Genomic DNA, 15,723 nt, shown 5'->3' on the forward strand with positions numbered 1-15,723 from the left:
GCGTCGTCTCACTTCAGTCGCATCCTTGTGCGTGTTGCGACCAGATCGTCTTCTTCGAGCTCGGAACGCTGCAGGCCATACAACGAGATCCGCAGTTCCAAACCAATCCATTTGTCGTTTGATCCTGCAGGCTCCAACGCCAAACTCTCGACCGTCATCAACCACCGCTGCCGGTTGATCTTTTCCATCACTTCCATGACCGCCTCCAACGAGCCATCCGCGACCAAAGTCAACGAGTGCGAATGCAACTCAAAGTCGGATTCCATGTCCATCTCTGGCAGCCGTCGATTGTGCGGGTTGTCTCCTCGACTGGCCCATCGACGCCGCTGCCCATCGTCAATTTCCAAACTCCTCAACGTCGCGTTGCCCTGCCGAACGATGCCGATCACGGTGTCGCGAACCTGTTGAATTCTGTCTGGCGTGGTGGAACGCTCCAACAATTGCTGGCGTTCATCCGCCAGAGTCCTTTCGATTCGTTGCAACCGCACATCACGCGATTGCAGCGTGTCAAATTCTTCTTCCAGCTTTGACAATTCACGTTGACCAGCACGCAGCTCCCTGTACTCATCGACCAGTGGCTTTCCGATCACTATCAATGCAAGGAAACTTCCAGCCGCGACGATCCCCCGGATTAGCCGGTCATTCGGTTTATTCATGGGATGCCCCCTGACCGAGATCCATGGCGGAACGATCGGGGCGAATCCCCAATCGAATCTGAAAAATCAAACCGTCGTCGTCCGCGCTGGCATTCGTTCCCAGCAAAGCGACTTGGTCGATTTCAGGCACACGACGGACGTAGCTGATCACGTCGTAAATATCGTTTTCTTGGGCCGTCCATCCTTCCAAGTGAATTTGCCGATCGGAATCCAACACCATCGATCGCAAGCGGGTTTGAGCGGGCAAGCACTGGGCCATTTGCGTGACCAGCTGATTGACATGTGGCGAGAACGTTTTGGATTCAATCGTTTGCAAATGCGTGACGATTTCTCGCATCTCATGCACGCCAGCCATTCGGACTTGGGTTTGCCGCATTTGCGTTTCGACGAACTCTCGTTTTTGCTGCTGACGATCGGCGCGGGACCGTTCGTTGGCCACCATCGCAAACCCGAACAGCAACAAGACCGCAGCCGCCGCGACGGGCCAATACGTCCCCGTCATTCGTCGCACAAACGATTTGCCACGATCACGCCTGATCTCCTGCAACAAATCAGGTTTGGGCATCTCGTGGTTGGTGATCAACGGCAACACCGCGGCCATCACAGCGACCGTGTCACTCGTCGCCAACGGAACATCACAAGCGATCACGTCACTGTCGTCATCGGAAACGTTCTTGTACCGGTCAATCTTCCAAGCCGCCGAACTCAAATCAATGGCGGACACGGAGAGCTTGGAGTTGTTCGCGAAGTGCCGGACAACAGGGTCCACTTTGTCGACGCCACCCCCGACGAACAGCTGATCCAGCTGATGGTCAGACATCCCGCGATGACGCTGACAAAATCGCTGCAAACGTTCGAGGTGATGATCGATCACATCCGCGAACTCATTGCCATCTCGTGCCGCTGCCGGACGGTAGTCCAACAACAATCGTCCCTCGAATGAAATCCCCACTTCCCACGACTGACCAAACGAATCGGCAATCAACACGGGCGCATGGCGGTCCAATCCCAACCAACCTGTCAGCCGGGCCAAGCTGACCAACGAAGGTTCCAACCAAGCGATCTCGACATCGCACATTCGAAACACTTCGTACAAGTTTTTCAGTCGCACTCGATTGCCCACGGCCGTCAGTGCGTGCTCCATGCCCGGACCGATTGTTTCGCGCGTGTGCCCCGTGACTTTGCCGCCCGGTCCCAATTGCAAGTAGCGCGGAATGCGCCCCGCCAAGGCAGACAAATCGCGGTCGACATCTTCCACCGCCCCCACCGAAATTCGCGTGACGCAGAAGTCCCCGCTGAGCGAGATCGCAACCGGATCATCACCAATTTGATGGCGCTGTTTCAAAGTCGTCAGCGCTTCGACCATCTCCGTCCACCGCCCACTGTTGATCCATCCGCTGGAATCGGAACAGCGGATTTGATCGACGATCATTTCGTCGGCGGGTTCGTTCAGTTGGAGCGCCTCGGCCGAGTGACTGGCGATGCACAACATCAATCGATCGTCTTCAATTCGCAACGCCACACGCCGATCACTCGACGGTCCGTTCGCCGAGCGTCCCAAGGGCCACCGCCAAACGCGTTCGTTCTTTTTGGTTGCAGAGCGATTCATATGCTCGTGCCAACGGCATTCACCCCAGGCAGACTGAGCCTAAAACCCCACCAGGTGGAAAGATTCCACCTGCTTTGGGTTGACTGCCCAGGTCTTGGCGGCAATACCGAACGGAACGACAGCGTCGTGTTGGCAAAGTGTTACGATAACATCAGTCGATTCAATTGCTTGGCTGGTGACACCCCTGCCTCCAACGAGCATCTCCAGGACCTGAAATCGGGCCATCTCCTCATGACTACTTCTCTTCTCAACGGTTCGAAATTTGGCGGCGACGCTTTGCTTCGCATGAACCAACCGGCGAACCTTCGTCGCAATGCCTTCGGACGGCCGCAAACTCGTGTCGGTGGGCTGTTGATCGCCGGCTTGCTTTTCAGTTTGCTCGCCGCACCTGCCGCCTCGGCCCAGAACGGATCGTTCCTCGAAAGCTTGTTCCGGTCGATCGCCGAACAGAAGCTGCAAGAGGAAATGTCCAAACGCGAAACCGATCGTGGAGGCCGCCCGCCCGCCCCGGCGCCTCGCCCGGCACCACGGCCCGGCGATTTCCCCGCTGGACCGCTCGGCCCAGCCACGCCCGGGAACCGCCCCCCACCGCCGTCCAACCATCCCCGCGACGACCATCGCCACGATGGGCCGCAGACGATTCGCACGTCCTCCCGAGAGGTGCGTCAATTCGCCGAACAGTTGGTTCAGCTGGATCGAGAATTGGCAACCCTCAAGGAAGCACTGCAAACCCTGTCGCGACGTGACGCTGGCGTCCGTGCTTTGCTGCCGGAGACCTATCAAGTTCAAGGCCTCGCACGAACCGTGCTGCATCAATGCGATGGCGCCAACTCGCTCACGCCACTCCGCGATCCGTATCGCAGTTTGGACCAACGTTGGCGAGAACTTTCGTTTCAAGTTCGTTCGTTGCCGAATCGGTCGGATCAACTGCGATCGATTGTTGCCAGCTGTGATCAAACCGGCCGCAAGCTCTCGCGCCAGATGGGAATCGAAGCGCAATTCGATCGCCATGGTCTGCACGATCAAATGCTCATCGCCGCGACTTACATGCAAGCCCTGCTGGATGACGTCGAGACCGCACGGGTGTCGTCGGATCAGGCCCGCGACTTGGTGCACCGAGGCCGATTGCTTCGCGAGGTGATTCTGGAAGAAGCCGACCGGGCTGAGACGGTTCAGTACGACGAGATCGTCAGCCGCTTCACTGATTTCGTGGCTCGTTGGCAAGACTACGCGAACGAATTGGCCTCGTTTCGCGACCCGGTGCTGGATCGTCGCTTGGCTCGCATCGCTCAGTGCGGCGACCAAACCTACGCCTTGTTGTGGATGCCACCGCCGTCGCGTCCAACGGTGCCTGGTGGTGGTTCACGCCAAGACGAACTGTCCCCCCGGACACGACAAGCCCTGCTGTCCGAAGCCGCTTCGCTGGAAGGATCCGCCGAGTACTTTCGAGCTGACCTGAAACGCTACGCACGGTACCTGACGCCGGATTCCTACGAGCGCGATGTTCTCCGGGGCACGGACCGACTGTACGAACTGGCCAAAAAACTGCATGAGGATTTGGATCGCCGCCAGCCACTGGATCGCTTGCAACGCACCGCCTCCGAACTGGCAGAGGTCTGGGAAGATCTGGCCGCTGAAATCAGTCACATTGGCTCGCATGGCCTGACCGGTCGCCGCGCCGATGCGATCCGACAACGATTTGAGCAAATGCTGCCGATGGTCGGTTCTTTGTCCGCCGCGTTGCTGCCGACTCGCTAACTGACCTTCGCGTTTTGTCCTCTGCTCGTTTCGATTCGCTTCCAACTCCGCTTGCCCCACGCCCATGACTCACCGTTCCGTTCGCTGTCCACAGTGCAAGACCACCGCCAACGTTCCCGCGTCCGTGGTGACCGCTCGCTGTCCCTCGTGCGGCCATGTGTTCAGCGTGGACTCAGCCCAAGTCGTGGAGGCACCGCAGGCGACGACCGCGAAGCCGAAGAAGAAAAAGTCGCCCTCGGCAAGTGGTGACCTCAACGTCCCGCTTGTCGCTGGCGTGCTGGGCGGGGTTTTGATGTTCGCAATGGTGGGCGTGCTGGCCGTGATGTTCCTGTCGGATTCGTCCGATTCCTCCCACACCAGTGATTCCCAGGCATCCGATGCGGCACCGTCGGAAGCTGACCAACCGGTCCTCGTCGTGCTCAGCGACGCCGAACTCGCGGCGCTCCCCGTCGCGAACGTCCCCGAAAACAAACGCCGTTTGATTTACGATCAAATCCGAGCCTCGGCCCGGACCACGATTGAAGCCCCGTTGCTGGTTCCCGACGGAAATCCTCTGCGAGCCTCGCTGGAGAAGAACCAACAAGCCATCCACGACAACTCGATGCGTCAGTTGGCCGCTTTGCATGACGTGTCACTGGACGACATGGCTTTGATCACCACCGAAGGCGACGCCAAAAACTGGGACCCCAGACCGCGCAGTCATGCTCGACGCAATGGCGAGCGGATCTATCCCGAAGAACGCAGTCGGGGTTGGAAAGGAAAGAGCAAAGGCAATTAGAAACACTCGGGAAAAGCGTGTCGGGTATCTGTTGCCGAAACGCCGCTGTGGGTGCTTCGCACGACAAGCACCTGACACTGATTCCCCGCTCCTCGCCGAGCGCAACCGGACCATCGTGTTTCACGAATGGTCTTTCGCGAACCTTTGAACTCGCATCTGCCAAGAACGCAAATACACTGAGCGACGACCGCTGGGACACCATCAGGAAAACGTCTCGGCGACATGTTCCTGAGTGGCCACTCCCGCAACGGATTCGACTCTTAGCACCACGGATTGATGGCGAAACAAAAACCGGATCTCGATTCTCTCTCCGACGAGCAATTGCTCGATATGCGGATCTGTGACCTGGGTGTCACGATCGCCAATTCGCCCCTGAAGAAACGGATCGAGCAACTCAACGCCGAACTCGCCGACCGCGATCTCCGATTCACTCCCCACTGTTGGTTAAGTGAGGATTGGTTCTCACCCGATGAAATCCCTGGGATCGCCATTCCGTTTTACTTGGCGCATCCCCGACTGATACGACTGGAACGGAAACAGTTGCTGGAGGTCGAAGGTGGCACTCACGAATGGTGCATGAAGATTTTGCGGCACGAGGCGGGGCATGCGATCGACACCGCATTCCGGTTGCGACGCAAGGCCATCTACCGCCACACATTCGGCAAAACCTCGCTGCCTTACCCAGAATACTATCAGCCCAAACCGTCCAGTCGCGATCACGTTTTGCACCTCGACATGTGGTACGCTCAAGTCCACCCGCTGGAGGACTTTGCCGAGACATTCGCAGTCTGGCTACGTCCCGGTTCACGCTGGCGAACTCGCTACAAAGACTGGCCAGCGATTGAAAAGTTGAAGATGGTGAACGAACTCATGACGTCGCTACAGGGCAAGAAGCCGCCGGTGCAATGCCGAGCGACCTTGGATCCGATCAGCCGCATTCGCCGGACACTGCGGACGCACTACGAGCGGAAACGTCAGCACTACGGGTTGGATCTCCCCAGCGTCTACGACAATGATTTGCGTCGTCTCTTTTCTTCCGACGAGGGCCACCGCCGCAATGTCACCGCGGCCGCATTCCTCAGCCGCATCCGCACAGAACTGCGTGGGTCGGTCGCGAAATGGACCGGCGAATACGCTTACACAATCGATCAAGTCATCCAGGAAATGATCGAACGCTGCCGCGAACTGCAACTGCGTCTGGGAGCATCCCCGGAAGAAACCAAACGGGATGCGATGATCTTGGTCGCGGTCCGCACCACGAACTTCCTTCACGAAGGAGGCCACCGTGCAGCGGTCTGAAGCAAGTGAATCCGGCTCCCAATTCCTCGGCCACCCCAACCGCCTCGTCGAGGGCATCCCCCCCAACCACACGGCCGCCTTCCCGGTCCTGAGGTCGTGCGGCTTTGGGATGCCATGTTCGAGCGGGTTTCCGCAGGGTGCACCTCCCTCGAAACGAAGTTGGGGGGGAGCCAGGCGCGGCCTGAGCATGAGCTCGGCAATCGCCCTCACCGCAGGAGACCAGACATGAGCAAATTGCGTGTGCTGGTGCTGGTCCGAGAAGGCAACGTTCCTCCCGACTCACTGGAAGGCTTCACCGACAAAGAATCCGACCCGTGGAAGGCCGAATACGATGTCTGCGAGACCCTCCGCGGACTCGGGCATGAGGTGCTGCCACTGGGAATCTTTGATGACCTGGCTCCCATTCGTTCCGCCCTGCAGAACTTCCAACCCGACATCACCTACATGTTGTTGGAAGAGTTCTACGGTGTGGTCACCTACGATTTCGCGGTGATCAGTTACCTGGAATTGATGCAGCAACCCTACAGCGGCTGCAACCCGCGAGGATTGATGCTCAGCAAAGACAAGGCATTGTCGAAAAAACTGCTGATGTACCACCGTATCCCGACACCTCGGTTCGCGGTGTTTCCTAACGGGCGAGCCGTCCGACGCCCCAAAAAGTTGGAATTCCCGCTTTTTGTGAAGTCCACCATTGAGGACGCGTCCTTCGGAATCGCCCAAGCCTCGATCGTTCACAATGACGAAGCCCTCGCCGAACGAGTCACGTTTCTGCACGAGAAAACCGGCGGGGACGTGATCGTTGAACAGTACATCGAAGGGCGTGAACTGTACGTCGGTGTGATGGGCAACACTCGGTTGGTCACCTTCCCAGCCTGGGAAATGGACTTTGGAAAAATGCCGGATGAGTCGGCTCGAATCGCCACCAGCCGAGTGAAATGGGACCGCAAATACCAAGAGAAACATGACATCACCTGCCACGCCGCGGCAGGCTTGACCGACACCCAACAAAAGCAAATTGCCAAGCTCTGCAAACGGGTTTACCGAGCACTTCACATGAGTGGATACGCTCGCATGGATTTGCGGATGACACCGTCCGGCGAGGTCCACGTGATCGAGGCCAACGCGAATCCCAACATCGAATACGGGGAAGACTTCGCCGAATCCGCGGAAGCGGCGGGCATCCCCTACGAGTCGCTGATCCAACGCATCCTCAACCTCGGTCTCAGCTACCGAGCCGCCTGGATGGGGTGAGCCTGGGCTGAGAAAGATGAAATCAACCAGGCGGTTTGGGCGGTATCCGACCAATGGTATTGATACGGCGTTTGTCGCGATTGAAAAAGTGAAAGTGCAAATTGACAATCGGAAAATGCTGGAATGCGTGGATGAAATCGCATCCATTTGCATTTTTCAATTGTCCATTTAGCTTTTTCAATGAGTTGCATTCGGTTCGCACACTCACCACCCTGCCAACCTATTCATCAGCCCAGGGTGAGCCCCTGATCCGTCGGCGAGTCCCTGATTCGTCCCCGGTGGCTCTTTCCAATCTTGCCTAACCAGACCCTCCTGGATGCAGATGGATTCTGGTGTTCATTGTTCCGATGGGAACCATTGGATGGATCGGATCACCGCCAACGCACGTCGCTCGACGGGCCAAGCCAGGAAGGGTCTCAGGCAATGCCTCTGAAGAAGCTGTGGAATTCTCTGCGTGGAGTCACTTCTCAACCGAAGGTGACTTCCGAGGCAACCCCTGCGGTCACCTCGCCGGACGTTGACGCGCCACCCCAACCGGTCGTGCGTCAACCGTCAGCCAAGAAGCTCGCTGCCAAAGCAGCGACTGCGGTGGCTCCACCGGTCGCCGCCCCGGCGGTGCCCGACACCGCTCCAGCAACGGCCCCAACCGCGAAGGCGAAACCCGCTGCGTCGCGAGGCGTGCTGTCGATGCTGTCTCGTGGTGAGCACGATGGGCTGGTCAAAATGCTGGCCAAGCAACCGCCATCCAGCGTGTTGGAAATCGGAGTCGGTGACGGTTCACGCACACCCGCCGTGGTGCATGCCTTGGCCGAAGCCAACCCGGCACTGAAGTACGCGGTGATCGACCAATTTGAGATGGTGGGCGGCACGGTCAAACTTCGCGACTTCCACGGTCAGTTGGCTGGGCTCGCGATTCGTCCGTCGATCATCCCTGAACCCGCCGCTCGCGGTGTCGTGACGGTCCTGCATCGATTGGGAATGATGGACGCGGTGATCCTCGATCCATCGCTGGACGCTGAAACCTTGGTGGAGCTCGAAGCGGTGCTGAGCAAGGTTTCCTACGCTGACACGATGATCCTGCGTCAAACCAACGGCAAATGGCAAGCCACGGTTTCGAACTCGACCACGCTGCGAGCCACTCGCCGAGCCGCCTGAGTTCGAGCCGCCTGAATCTCCACAGCGTGATTCTCGGCACTTGCTCCCGGCGACCATCTCTTCCCCGGCTCACTCAACGAGTCAGGGCGGTGTCGTCCAGCGTTGGATTCTTGGTCTGTCCCGGCTGCGTTCGCGCGGCCTGATCGAACTCATTGGCCCACCAATCGGCGGACATGGCCTGGGTCCATCGTCCGGCCTCGGGCAGTGATTCCAAAGCCGCCGTGCAATCGGCCACGGACTTGAAACGCTTGGACGCGGAACGGTCCAAGCACTTCATCAAGATATCCTGCAGATCGTTTGGCAACGGACGGTTGAGCCGATCCTGGGGCCGCGTGGGGACTTGTTCGAGCTGTTTCAAACACAGATCGATCACCGAGTCGCCTTCGAAAATCGGGCGTCCCGTCAACAACGCGTAACCGACTGAGCCAATCGAATAAATGTCTGCGCGTGGCGACGCGGAAGCCGGATCGCGAATCGTTTCGGGTGCCATGTAAAGCGGCGTGCCGGTCATCGCGTCGGCGCGGGTCACGCCTTCTTGCAACGTCAAACTGGAATCGCCTCCCAGGTCCTTGACCAACCCGAAATCCAGGACTTTGATGTGATCCCAAAGTCCACCGTTTGCACTGACCAAAATGTTCGCTGGTTTGATGTCGCGGTGAATCAGCCCTGTGCTGTGGGCTTCCGCAATCGAACCACAAATCTGCAACAAAAAGTGCACGGTTCGCTCGGGCGATTGAGGCCCGTAGTAATCGATCAATTGCTGAAGTGAAATCCCATCGATGTATTCCATCACGTAATAAAACGTTCCCTCGGGATCGATGCGATCCCCGATTCGCGAGTTGCCCGTCTGGGATTCTCCCGTCACGGCACTGCACTGTCCAAAGTCATAGATCGCGATTGTATTGGGGTGACGCAGCGTTGATGTCAGCTGAACTTCGCGATGAAAGCGGGCCACCGAACGCGCCGACAAACGCTCGCCCTCCAGCACCTTGATCGCGACATCACGACGCAAATACTCATGGCGTCCTCGGTAGACCGACCCCATCCCGCCGACGCCCAACAGTTCCAAAATCCGGTACTGACCGATCTGACGACCATCCCCCTCCTCTTCCAACTGCCTCTGTTTGCGAATCGCTCGGTGCCGCGAATAGGCAATCAAACTCAACGCCATCCCGACGAAGATCACCCCACCGGCCAGCGTCGAGATCAGAACCCGACGCAGGATCCTGGCTGGTTGATACGCCTCGGCCACATCGATCTCGGTCGCGACGGCCAAGTCAAATTCGGGCAACCACTTCCAAGCCCCCACCACCGTTGCCCCGCGATAGTTTCGATAACCTTCCAGATCCATCCCGTCGGCGCGGCGGGTCGCCTGATCCGCCATCCGCGTCAAAGGCAGTTTCTGGGGCAGTGTCGTGATCGCCTCACCGGCAAGAATGTCCGCGCCTGGGTCACGGACTTGATAGTTCAGCACGCTGCGTTCGGGGAAACCCTTTTGGGCTAACAGAACTTCAAACCGACTGGTCGACAACATTCGGCCTTGGCCATCCATCGCATAGGACTCGTCCGTTTCGCCGGCTTGAGTGATTTGCAACAGATCGCTGAACCGATCTCCCGCTTTCAGCATCCACCCGAACGCACCGATGCATTGGTTGCGGTCCATCAAGGGGGACATCGAAACCATGACCGCGGTCTCATTGTCTTGGCCGTTCAACCGCTGAGGTTTCGCCAGTGTCGGATGACCTCCGATCAATCGCTCTTGATTGACCTTGGAATACACGATCGTTCGCCCCACCATCTCGTCGAGACTGCTGGCCACAATGCCTCCACTTCGATCCATCAACACCCAGTGAACGGTTCCGATCAGCGGCGGGATGGTCGCTGACAGATCTCGCTGGATGGACTCGCGTTTGCCGGGGGACGGTGGGGCCTCGCCACGCAGCAATTGCAAGCTGAGCTGACGGACGCGTTCGTCGTGAGCGTAACGTTCTGATTCGCCTTGCAAATCAGAAAAAAACATTTCCAACGAATGCACATTGGCAGCCAATACTGACTGCATTGAATGAGCGACCAGGTTCTCGGTCGCGCGCTGAATGGCCGAGGCCAAGATCGCCCCGGCAAAGCACGCGGCCACCAAGATCACCAGGAGAGAAACACCGGTCGCAACACGGCGACGAGTGAACCAAGGCACGTCCTGCGACAATGGTTGCAGGTGATTTCCTGACGCCGGGCCCTGCGGCCCATCAGAATGGTCCCCAAACACCACCGAAGAGAGCGTCTTTGCCCCCCCAGCTCCCTGCGGACGACCGTTTCCATTGGCCAGCGCCCCATCCACGGACCGGCCGTTGGATTGCGGCGTGTCAACGGGTTTCGGGTCACCTGGCATGGAGCATGCATCGGTTCACTCAGGAACCGATCTCGTGGAATCAAAGAAGTGGGGTCAGGGCCCCACCACTCTAGTCTTCCTCTTGCAACTTCGCGAGCGAGGAAAGGTCTTCCAGCGTCGATGTGTCACCCACCAATTCGCGGCCGGCGGCCACATCTCGCAACAACCGTCGCATGATTTTTCCGCTGCGAGTCTTGGGCAGTGCCGCCGTGAACCGGATGTCATCGGGCTGAGCCAACGCACCGATTTGCTTCCGCACATGCAGCTTCAATTCTTTGCGGAATTCATCGTCGTGGCCACGATCGTTGGAAGTGACAAACGCCGCGATGGCTTGTCCTTTCAAATCGTGGGGGCGTCCCACCACGGCGGCTTCACAAACATCGGGGTGAGAAACCAAGGCCGACTCGACTTCGATCGTACTCAGACGGTGACCGGAAACATTGATCACATCGTCGATGCGCCCCATGATCCAGTAGTACCCATCGGTATCGCAACGAGCGTTGTCCCCCGTCAGATACTTGCCTGGCACATCCGCCCAGTACTGCTCGACAAATCGCTCTTCGTCGCCGTAAATCCCACGCAGCATTCCGGGCCAGGGTTGAGCGATGCAGAGTTTGCCCCCGTGCTCACTGTCCACCGAGTTGCCGAGTTCATCCACGATGCTGGGCACAACCCCCGGCAACGGACGGGTGCAAGACCCCGGTTTCGTGGGCGTGATTCCCGGCAGCGGACTCATCATGATGCCGCCCGTTTCGGTCTGCCACCACGTGTCGACAATCGGACATTTCTCACCGCCGATTTTTTTGTGATACCACATCCAGGCCTCTGGGTTGATGCCTTCGCCGACGCTTCCCAGCAATCGCAGGCTGGACAAATCGTGCTTGTCGACGTGTTCATCGCCCCATTTGATGAACGCTCGAACGGCGGTCGGTGCGGTGTAAAGGATGCTGACCTTGTGACGCTCGACGATGTCCCAGAATCGGTCTTCGGCCGGAAAATTGGGAGCACCTTCATACATCAAACACGTCGCCCCGGCCGTCAGAGGCCCGTACACAACGTAACTGTGTCCTGTGATCCAGCCGCAATCAGCGGTGCACCAATAAACATCGTCTTCGCGATGATCAAACACCCACTGGAACGTTCGCTTCGCCCACAAGTTGTATCCCGCAGTGGTGTGCAGGATGCCTTTGGGTTTGCCGGTGCTGCCGGAGGTATAAAGGATGAACAGCGGTGTTTCGCTGTCGAGCGGTTGAGCAGGCATCTCGCCCGGTTGATTTTCCACGACATCGTGCCACCACACGTCGCGGCCCTCCTGCATCGGCGTGTCGTCACCGGTGCGTCGCAGCACCAAGCACTTTTCAACCGTCGGTGATTTCTCGAGCGCTTCATCCACGGTCGCCTTGAGCGGCAGCACTTTGCCGCGACGATATAGCCCGTCGGAGGTGATCACCAGCTTGGCGGACGCGTCGTTGTTTCGTTCCGCAATCGACTCAGCACTGAATCCCGCAAAGATCACCGAGTGAATCGCACCGATTCGAGCGCACGCCAACATTGCGACGGCCAGTTCAGGCGTCATCGGCATGTAAATGCTGACAACGTCGCCCACGCCGATTCCCAATTGCGTCAACCCTTCGGCACACTTGGCGACTTCCGTTTGCAATTCCGCATAGGTCAGTGTGCGTTGATCACACGGCTGACCGTCTTCCATCGGCTCGCCTTCCCAAATGATGGCGGTCCGATCACCGCGGCCGGCGGCCACGTGAGCGTCGACGCTGTTGTAGCATGCGTTGGTTTTGCCACCGACAAACCACTTCGCATGAGGGGGTTGCCAGTCACACACGGTGTCAAACGGTTCAAACCAGTGCAAATGCTCCAGGGCTTCCGCTCGCCAAAATCCATCTGGGTTGTCGCGAGCTTCAGCGGCCAGCTTTTCGTACTGCTCTTCGGTCGAAATCACCGCTTTGGATGTGAACTCGGCCGGAGGATGGAACAGGCGATCTTCGATCAACACGTGATCAATCGACCCCGATGCATCTGCCGGCTGGGATGGATTGGAATTGGATTCAGACGCGGACGCGGTGGGCATGGGTCAGGAAGGGGGCAATCGAGGATGGGGAGGGAAACACGTCAGCCCTTAGTTTAGTGGGAATCGCTTCCGTTGTGGTGGAGGCGTCCCCAGACCAATTCGCTACGATACAACACGTTCGAATCACAACGACTCGAAAACGCTGTTGTCTGCCGCACTCGCGGCTCCAAAATGCGTTTTGATTTTTCGTGTTGGATTCCCCGTTTGTCTCCTCTCAACGCTCGATGATTGCCCCCATGGACTGGACCACGATTGACGCCTGCCGCACCAGCACCGAGTTGCCTCGCCCAGTCGAAATTCGCGGGTGGGTCCGAACTCGCCGCGACAGCAAGGGCGGATTCAGCTTCTTGGAAGTCAACGACGGCACGTCCCTGGGCAACCTGCAGGTCGTCGCTCCCGCCGAACTGGACAACTACGCCGATGAGATTCAAAAGCTGACGGCAGGCTGCAGCGTTGTCGTTCAAGGCGAATTGGTTGAGTCCCCCGCCAAAGGCCAGGCGACGGAACTGCATGCCAGCTCCGTGCGCGTCGTCGGCTGGTGCGACGGAGAAACCTACCCGCTGCAAAAGAAACGACACTCGTTCGAAAAACTTCGCGAATGGTCGCACCTCCGAGCCCGCACCAACACGCTGGGTGCGGTGATGCGAGTTCGCAACCGGATCAGCCAGTCCATTCACCGCTTCTTCGACGACGAAGGCTTCAACTACCTGCACACACCCATCATCACGGCCAGTGACTGCGAAGGTGCCGGTGAAATGTTCCGCGTCACAACGCTGAATCTCGAAAAATTGGCGGGTTCGAATCGCCCCTTCGACACCAAACAAGATTTCTTTCAAAAACCAACCCATCTGACCGTCAGCGGTCAATTGGAAGCCGAAACCTACGCGACGGCACTGTCCCGCGTGTACACCTTCGGGCCGACTTTCCGAGCGGAAAACAGCAACACGTCTCGGCACTTGGCCGAGTTTTGGATGGTTGAACCCGAAGCCGCGTTCTACGACCTCAACGACAACATGCAATTGGCGGAAAGATTCCTCAAACGAGTCTTCTCGGACTGCCTCTCGCATTGCGGTGAAGACATGGATTTCTTCAACGAACGCATCGAAAAGGGCAAGATCGATCAACTGCAGTCCGTGATCGAAAAACCGTTCGAACACATGACCTACACCGACGCGGTCGAGCGTTTGCTCGCTTGCGATGAAAAATTCGAATACCCCGTCGAGTGGGGCACGGACCTGCAAGCCGAACATGAACGCTACTTGACCAGCGTCGTCGGCGGCCCAGTCATCCTGACCGACTACCCTTCCTCAATCAAACCGTTCTACATGCGAGTCAGCGACGACGGCAAAACGGTCGCTGCGATGGACGTGTTGGTCCCCGGCGTCGGCGAAATCATTGGCGGGTCACAACGCGAAGAACGTCTCGATGTGCTGCAGCGCCGGATGGCGGAAGGCGGCTTGGACGAATCCGAATACTGGTGGTACGTCGACCTGCGTCGCTACGGCACCGTGCCCCACGCTGGTTTCGGCCTGGGACTGGAGCGTGCTGTCCAGTACGTCACCGGCATGGCCAACATTCGTGACGTGATCCCGTTCCCACGCACACCGGGCAACGCCGAATTTTGATGTCCAGTGCCGTTTGCCGCTTGGCACCTTCCCCAACGGGAGCACAACATCTCGGCAACGCGAGAACGTTTCTGATCGCGTACTGGAGTGCTCGGTCCCAAAACGCGCGTTTGATTCTGCGGATCGAGGACATCGATTCGCCTCGGATCAAACCCTGGGCGACCGAACAAGCCATCACGGATCTGAAATGGCTCGGGATGGATTGGGATGGCGCCCCAATCATTCAAACCGAACGATCGCCCCTGTATGACCAAGCACGCGACCAATTGATGGACGCGGGTCGCGTGTACCCGTGCACCTGCACTCGCCGCGACATCGAGGCCGCCGCCTCGGCACCTCACGAGAGCGAAGCCTCCGGATGGGCCCCCGATGCTCCGGTCTATCCCGGCACGTGTGCAGGCTGGAAGAACGGCGATCCGCTGCCCGAAGGCCACCCGTTCTGCTTTCGCTTTCGAATGCAATCGACACCCAACCGTTTTTTCGATCGAGTTCATGGCGAAGTCGTTTGCGATCCTGTTCGAGACATCGGCGACTTTCCCATCACACGAAAAGCGGAGGTGGCAGCCGATTGTTTGGCAGCGTATCAACTGGCGGTCGTCATCGATGACATCGATGCAGGAGTCACGGAAGTGGTCCGTGGTGATGACTTGATCCTCAGCACTTTCCGGCAACTGCAACTCTACGACGCGCTGGGGCATTCCCCACCCAGCCACGCGCACGTGCCGCTGGTCACTGGCACCGACGGACGTCGACTCGCCAAGCGTCACGGCGACACACGCCTCTCGCACTTTCGCGAACAAGGCATGCCGCCCGAAACAATTGTCCGCTGGGCAGCGAAGACGTCGGGACTGTGCCCCGATTCCGATGACTCGCTGAAACACATGAAGCTTGAGCAAATCCACCAGCGGATGATCGCTCAATTCGATTGGGTTCGTCTCTCTCGCCAACCAACCGTCGTCAATGACTTCGGCTCCGCAACGGACTGACGAAAAACCAGAGCATCTTCCACGATCAACTCACATTGCCCCCAGTACGATGGACTTCCAAGTCCGTCGAAGCAGATGCTGCCCTAAGCGGTCTTGTGACGGAGAGAACCGCGGCTAACGCCGTTCGGCTGATT

11 protein-coding genes are annotated in these 15,723 nt (G+C 58.3%); 7 read left to right on the forward strand and 4 right to left on the reverse strand.

All coding sequences use genetic code 11. The annotated features are described in order from the left end of the window. Positions 1–8: 8 nt before the first annotated feature. Positions 9–656: a hypothetical protein gene (locus PSR62_RS22790; RefSeq protein WP_274405264.1), complete on the reverse strand. Its 648-nt coding sequence runs from the start codon at positions 654–656 to the stop codon at positions 9–11. Then, complete coding sequence (locus PSR62_RS22795) at positions 649–2,265, reverse strand: hypothetical protein (RefSeq protein WP_274405265.1); 1,617 nt, start codon at positions 2,263–2,265, stop codon at positions 649–651. Before PSR62_RS22795 ends, PSR62_RS22790 begins: the two co-directional genes overlap by 8 nt. A gap of 231 nt (positions 2,266–2,496) precedes the next feature. On the opposite strand from PSR62_RS22795, the gene PSR62_RS22800 reads away from it, so the two are divergent. From PSR62_RS22800 to PSR62_RS22820, 5 genes are all read left to right on the forward strand, one after another. Then, positions 2,497–4,023, forward strand: coding sequence for a hypothetical protein (locus tag PSR62_RS22800; RefSeq protein ID WP_274405266.1), 1,527 nt, complete (start codon positions 2,497–2,499; stop codon positions 4,021–4,023). A 64-nt stretch (positions 4,024–4,087) separates the two neighbouring features. Beyond that, positions 4,088–4,801 (forward strand): hypothetical protein, encoded by a 714-nt coding sequence (locus tag PSR62_RS22805; RefSeq protein WP_274405267.1) that lies wholly within the window; start codon positions 4,088–4,090, stop codon positions 4,799–4,801. 276 nt (positions 4,802–5,077) lie between these two features. After that, positions 5,078–6,100, forward strand: coding sequence for a putative zinc-binding metallopeptidase (locus PSR62_RS22810; protein ID WP_274405268.1), 1,023 nt, complete (start codon positions 5,078–5,080; stop codon positions 6,098–6,100). Positions 6,101–6,325: 225 nt separating this feature from the next. Beyond that, entirely contained in the window at positions 6,326–7,351 is a 1,026-nt protein-coding gene (locus PSR62_RS22815; RefSeq protein WP_274405269.1) for a D-alanine--D-alanine ligase family protein, read from the forward strand. Positions 7,352–7,774: 423 nt separating this feature from the next. After that, positions 7,775–8,506: a hypothetical protein gene (locus PSR62_RS22820; RefSeq protein WP_274405270.1), complete on the forward strand. Its 732-nt coding sequence runs from the start codon at positions 7,775–7,777 to the stop codon at positions 8,504–8,506. A 73-nt stretch (positions 8,507–8,579) separates the two neighbouring features. Here PSR62_RS22820 and PSR62_RS22825 read toward each other — a convergent pair whose 3' ends face one another. Together PSR62_RS22825 and acs are read right to left on the reverse strand one after the other, a co-directional pair. Next, positions 8,580–10,892 carry a serine/threonine protein kinase gene (locus tag PSR62_RS22825; protein ID WP_274405271.1) on the reverse strand — a complete coding sequence of 771 codons (2,313 nt, stop codon included), beginning with the start codon at positions 10,890–10,892 and terminating at the stop codon, positions 8,580–8,582. 70 nt (positions 10,893–10,962) lie between these two features. Beyond that, the gene (gene acs / locus PSR62_RS22830) at positions 10,963–12,978 is read right to left on the reverse strand and encodes an acetate--CoA ligase (RefSeq protein ID WP_274405272.1); all 2,016 of its coding nucleotides are present in this window, start codon (positions 12,976–12,978) and stop codon (positions 10,963–10,965) included. A 224-nt stretch (positions 12,979–13,202) separates the two neighbouring features. On the opposite strand from acs, the gene asnS reads away from it, so the two are divergent. Then, positions 13,203–14,603, forward strand: coding sequence for an asparagine--tRNA ligase (gene asnS / locus PSR62_RS22835; protein WP_274405273.1), 1,401 nt, complete (start codon positions 13,203–13,205; stop codon positions 14,601–14,603). Then, positions 14,603–15,589, forward strand: coding sequence for a tRNA glutamyl-Q(34) synthetase GluQRS (gene gluQRS / locus PSR62_RS22840; RefSeq protein WP_274405274.1), 987 nt, complete (start codon positions 14,603–14,605; stop codon positions 15,587–15,589). Before asnS ends, gluQRS begins: the two co-directional genes overlap by 1 nt. The last annotated feature ends 134 nt before the right edge of the window (positions 15,590–15,723 follow it).

The organism is Rhodopirellula sp. P2 (genome assembly GCF_028768465.1).
GTDB lineage: Bacteria > Planctomycetota > Planctomycetia > Pirellulales > Pirellulaceae > Rhodopirellula.

What these genes read in the sequence shown, in the direction of transcription:
- PSR62_RS22790 (WP_274405264.1), bottom strand. Translation starts at nt 656, where the DNA reads ATGAATAAACCGAATGACCGGCTAATCCGGGGGATCGTCGCGGCTGGA.
- gluQRS (WP_274405274.1), top strand. Translation starts at nt 14,603, where the DNA reads ATGTCCAGTGCCGTTTGCCGCTTGGCACCTTCCCCAACGGGAGCACAA.
- asnS (WP_274405273.1), top strand. Translation starts at nt 13,203, where the DNA reads ATGATTGCCCCCATGGACTGGACCACGATTGACGCCTGCCGCACCAGC.
- PSR62_RS22815 (WP_274405269.1), top strand. Translation starts at nt 6,326, where the DNA reads ATGAGCAAATTGCGTGTGCTGGTGCTGGTCCGAGAAGGCAACGTTCCT.
- PSR62_RS22795 (WP_274405265.1), bottom strand. Translation starts at nt 2,265, where the DNA reads ATGAATCGCTCTGCAACCAAAAAGAACGAACGCGTTTGGCGGTGGCCC.
- PSR62_RS22800 (WP_274405266.1), top strand. Translation starts at nt 2,497, where the DNA reads ATGACTACTTCTCTTCTCAACGGTTCGAAATTTGGCGGCGACGCTTTG.
- acs (WP_274405272.1), bottom strand. Translation starts at nt 12,978, where the DNA reads ATGCCCACCGCGTCCGCGTCTGAATCCAATTCCAATCCATCCCAGCCG.
- PSR62_RS22805 (WP_274405267.1), top strand. Translation starts at nt 4,088, where the DNA reads ATGACTCACCGTTCCGTTCGCTGTCCACAGTGCAAGACCACCGCCAAC.
- PSR62_RS22825 (WP_274405271.1), bottom strand. Translation starts at nt 10,892, where the DNA reads ATGCCAGGTGACCCGAAACCCGTTGACACGCCGCAATCCAACGGCCGG.
- PSR62_RS22810 (WP_274405268.1), top strand. Translation starts at nt 5,078, where the DNA reads ATGGCGAAACAAAAACCGGATCTCGATTCTCTCTCCGACGAGCAATTG.
- PSR62_RS22820 (WP_274405270.1), top strand. Translation starts at nt 7,775, where the DNA reads ATGCCTCTGAAGAAGCTGTGGAATTCTCTGCGTGGAGTCACTTCTCAA.